The sequence below is a fragment of the Methylomagnum sp. genome, from assembly GCF_054333355.1.
Genome location: NZ_JBTEKS010000383.1, coordinates 1 through 4,092, shown reverse-complemented (window position 1 = coordinate 4,092; position 4,092 = coordinate 1). Strand labels below are relative to the sequence as shown.

The following is a 4,092-nucleotide window of genomic DNA, read 5'->3' as shown; positions in this document are numbered from 1 at the left end:
GAAATCGCAGGGCAATCGCGCCATGTGATTTTCTCCCTCGCCCACCGGGAGAGGGCTGGGGTGAGGGGGTGAAAAACATGATTTCTTCTTGGCTTGGCGTTTCAAGTCCACCCGCCGAAGCAATTTTTAAGAAGAAACCTTATTTGATTTCCCCCTCACCCTAACCCTCTCCCGCTGGCGAGGGGACATAAAACCACATGGTGCGATTGCCCTGCCGGAAAACGCTGATTAATGGACAATATCTAGCCGTTTCGGCAAAATACCTTCGTTTTTCCCCGGCTTTTTGCGCAATTCGGAACATCGGCGGTTTTTCATGGCAAGCATCCTCGTCCTCAATGGTCCGAACCTCAATTTGCTGGGTGTTCGGGAACCGGGCCTCTACGGCAGCCAGACGCTCGACGACATCGAGGAGCGGGTCGTCGCCCAGAATCCCGGCCACCGCATCGAATTCTTCCAAAGCAACGCCGAACACGAACTCATCGACCGCATCCACGCGGCCTACCGGGACTCGGTGGATTTCATCCTCATCAATCCGGGTGCCTACACCCACACCAGCATCGCCCTGCGCGACGCCTTCCTGGCGACCCGCTTGCCGTTCATCGAAGTCCATCTCTCCAATGTCCATGCGCGGGAGCCATTCCGCAAGCATTCCTATCTGTCCGACATAGCCAAGGGCGTCATTTGCGGGCTGGGTGCCCTTGGCTACGAACTCGCTATGCAAGCCGCCATCCATCACCTAGAGAAAGGTCAATAAAACAATGGATATTAGAAAAATAAAAAAGCTGATCGAAATGATCGGCGACTCCGACATCGCGGAAATTGAAATCAAAGAAGGGGAAGAATCCGTGCGCATCAGCCGCTACAGCAGCGTGAGTACGGTTCAGCAACCGTTCCAGGCCGGCCTGCCCATGGGCGCGGGAATGCCTCAGGTCCACATGGCCGCGCCCATGGCGGACGCGCCGAAAGACGACGGCGACCGCATCACCGGCCACATCGTCCGCTCGCCCATGGTCGGCACCTTCTATCGCTCGCCGACGCCGGGGGCCAAGTTATTCGTCGAGGTCGGCCAGCGGGTCGAGGCGGGCGAGACCCTGTGCATCATCGAGGCGATGAAAATCCTCAACCAAATCGAGGCGGACAAATCCGGCAAGATCACCAAGATTCTGGTGGAGAACGGGCAGCCCGTGGAATACAACCAACCGCTGTTCATCATTGAATAACGGCCCCGCGCTCCCTTTTGCCCACTTCTAGGTGTTGCCATGCTCGGTAAAATCCTGATCGCCAATCGGGGCGAGATCGCCCTGCGTATACTTAGGGCCTGCCGTGAACTCGGCATCAAGGCCGTGGCCGTGCATTCCGAGGCCGACCGCGACCTCAAGCATGTCCGGCTTGCCGACGAGTCCGTCTGCATCGGCCCGGCCTCGTCCAAAGAAAGCTACCTCAACGTCCCCGCCATTATCAGCGCCGCCGAAGTCACCGACGCGGTGGCCATCCACCCCGGCTACGGGTTCCTGTCGGAGAACGCCGACTTCGCGGAAAAGGTCATCCAGAGCGGCTTTATCTTCATCGGTCCCCGGCCCGAAACTATCCGCATTATGGGTGACAAAGTGGCCGCCATCGAGGCCATGAAAAAAGCCGGGATTCCCTGCCTGCCCGGTTCCGACGGTCCTTTGGGCGATAACTATGAGGACAACCTCAAGATCGCCCGGCGGATCGGCTTCCCCATCATCATCAAGGCGGCGGGCGGCGGCGGCGGTCGCGGCATGAGGGTGGTCCACAGCGAGGCCAACCTGCATTCCGCCATCACCCTGACCCGTGGCGAGGCGGGCGCGGCCTTCAACAACGATATGGTGTACATGGAGAAGTTCCTGGAGAACCCGCGCCATGTGGAATTCCAAGTGCTGGCCGACAGCCACGGCAACGTGGTGCATCTGGGCGAGCGCGACTGCTCCACCCAGCGCCGCCATCAGAAGGTGGTGGAGGAAGCCCCGGCCCCCGGCCTCAGCGAAGAAAAGCGCCAGGCCATGGGGATGCGTTGCGTCAAGGCGTGCCAGGAAATCGGCTACCTCGGCGCGGGCACCTTCGAGTTCCTCTATCAGGATGGCGAGTTCTACTTCATCGAGATGAACACCCGCGTCCAGGTCGAGCATCCCGTGACGGAGATGGTCACGGGCTTCGACATCGTGAAGGAGCAGCTGATGATCGCGGCGGGCGAGCCGCTGTCCTTCCGGCAGGAGGACGTGCAGATGCGCGGTCACGCCATTGAGTGCCGCATCAACGCCGAGGACTCCAAGAGCTTCGTGCCCAGCCCCGGCCTGATCGAGCAGTTCCACATGCCCGGCGGTCCCGGCATCCGGGTCGAGACCCACATCTACAATGGCTACCGGGTGCCGCCTTACTACGACTCGATGATCGGCAAGCTCATCGCCCACGGCGAGACCCGCGACACCGCCATCGCCCGGATGCGCATGGCCCTCAGCGAAATGGTCATCGGCGGCATCAACTGCAACATCCCGCTGTTGCTGGACATCATCAACGACAAGGGCTTCCAGGCCGGTGGGCAGAACATCCACTATCTGGAAAAGAAGCTGGGATTGAAGCACTGATGTGGCGCCAAGCGACCGTCACGGTGGATGAAGCCCAGGCCGAGCCGCTGTCTGACCTGTTCGTGGACATCGGCGCGGTGTCGGTCGGCTTCGAGGACGCGGGCGACCAGCCCTTGTTCGAGCCGAAGCCGGGCGAAACCCCGCTTTGGCGGCGGACCCAGGTCATCGCGCTGTTCGAAGCCGACGCGGACGAGGCCGAAGTACGCGCGGCGGTGGAGGCCCAATTCGGCGGTCGGCTGGCCGACTGGGTTTGGGCCACCATCGAGGACCAAGTGTGGGAGCGGGCCTGGCTGGATCATTTCAAGCCCATGCAGTTCGGGCGGCGGCTGTGGGTCTGCCCCACCGGCTTCGCGCCGCCGGACCCCGCCGCCGTCAATGTCATCCTCGATCCGGGGCTGGCCTTCGGCACCGGCACCCACCCCACCACGGCGCTGTGTCTGGAATGGCTGGACGGCCAGGATTTGGCCGACCAGGCCGTCGTCGACTACGGCTGCGGCTCCGGCATCCTTGCCGTCGCCGCCCTCAAGCTGGGCGCGGACTCCGCATGGGGTGTGGACATCGACCCGCAGGCCATCACCGCCAGCGCCGACAATGCCCGCAAAAATGGCGTTGAAGCCGGATTAAAGCTCGGCTATCCCAAGGACTTGCCGACCCAGCCCGCTGACATCCTGCTCGCCAACATCCTCGCCGGACCCTTGGTCGAGCTGGCCGACGCCATCCTCGCCCACTTGCGGCCCGGCGGACGCCTGGCCTTGTCGGGCATCCTCGCCATGCAGGCGGAGACCGTCCGCCGCGCCTATGAATCCCGTGTCGAACTGGCGCCCACCGTGATCCAAGAGGATTGGGTGTTGCTGGCCGGTGTCAAACGCGCCGAGTGATCCGTGTACACCCGCTGCCCCGAGTGCCACACCCCCTACCGCGTTAATTCCCGCCTGCTGCGGGCGGGCGCTGAGGATGTGCTGTGCGGGCGCTGCCAACTGGTGTTCAATGCCGGGACGTCTTTGGAAGTGAGCGTGCCGGAGGCGGAATCCGCCGATGGCGTGCAAGCGGCGGCGCACCTCCCTCTGGCGGGCCAGCAGGAAGCGGCGGCCACGCCCATCGTCCCCCGGTGGCGTCTCGGTGGCTTGGAGGAATCCGAGCCATCGGGCGGCGAGGATCGAGCCGGCGGGATTTTCGCCGAGGCTCGCCAACGCCTCGTCCGGCCTCGCTCCCGCTCCATGCTGGGGGATGACTGGCTGTGGGGAGTGGGGGTGGTGGTTTTGACGGCGCTGCTGGTCGTGCAGGCGTTCCTCTTCGAAAGCAAGCATCTGGCCCAAAACGCATTGCTCCGGCCCTGGCTGGATAGTCTCTGCGGAAGTTTGGGCTGCGTTCTGCCGCCCTTCCGCGATACCCCCAGCATCAAAATTTTGGATCGCGGCCTGAGCATGGCCGGTGGCCGTAAGGACGCTTTCGAGTTCAACCTGACGTTCGCCAATCAATCCGAATT

At 62.7% G+C, this 4,092-nt stretch carries 5 protein-coding genes; all 5 read left to right on the top strand.

The genetic code is table 11. The features are described 5' to 3' along the window. Positions 1–313: 313 nt before the first annotated feature. Positions 314–754, top strand: coding sequence for a type II 3-dehydroquinate dehydratase (aroQ, locus tag ACXWUF_RS19720; protein ID WP_458496290.1), 441 nt, complete (start codon positions 314–316; stop codon positions 752–754). Positions 755–758: 4 nt separating this feature from the next. Continuing rightward, entirely contained in the window at positions 759–1,220 is a 462-nt protein-coding gene (gene accB / locus ACXWUF_RS19715; protein ID WP_458496289.1) for an acetyl-CoA carboxylase biotin carboxyl carrier protein, read from the top strand. A 39-nt stretch (positions 1,221–1,259) separates the two neighbouring features. Beyond that, complete coding sequence (gene accC, locus ACXWUF_RS19710) at positions 1,260–2,606, top strand: acetyl-CoA carboxylase biotin carboxylase subunit (protein ID WP_458496288.1); 1,347 nt, start codon at positions 1,260–1,262, stop codon at positions 2,604–2,606. Then, positions 2,606–3,484: a 50S ribosomal protein L11 methyltransferase gene (gene prmA, locus ACXWUF_RS19705; RefSeq protein ID WP_458496287.1), complete on the top strand. Its 879-nt coding sequence runs from the start codon at positions 2,606–2,608 to the stop codon at positions 3,482–3,484. Before accC ends, prmA begins: the two co-directional genes overlap by 1 nt. Positions 3,485–3,487: 3 nt before the next feature. Further along, positions 3,488–4,092, top strand: a 605-nt coding sequence (locus ACXWUF_RS19700) for a DUF3426 domain-containing protein (RefSeq protein WP_458496286.1), incomplete at its 3' end; no start/stop codon positions are given.

Coding starts and splice junctions, on each gene's coding strand:
- aroQ (WP_458496290.1), top strand. CDS start 314: ATGGCAAGCATCCTCGTCCTCAATGGTCCGAACCTCAATTTGCTGGGT.
- accB (WP_458496289.1), top strand. CDS start 759: ATGGATATTAGAAAAATAAAAAAGCTGATCGAAATGATCGGCGACTCC.
- accC (WP_458496288.1), top strand. CDS start 1,260: ATGCTCGGTAAAATCCTGATCGCCAATCGGGGCGAGATCGCCCTGCGT.
- prmA (WP_458496287.1), top strand. CDS start 2,606: ATGTGGCGCCAAGCGACCGTCACGGTGGATGAAGCCCAGGCCGAGCCG.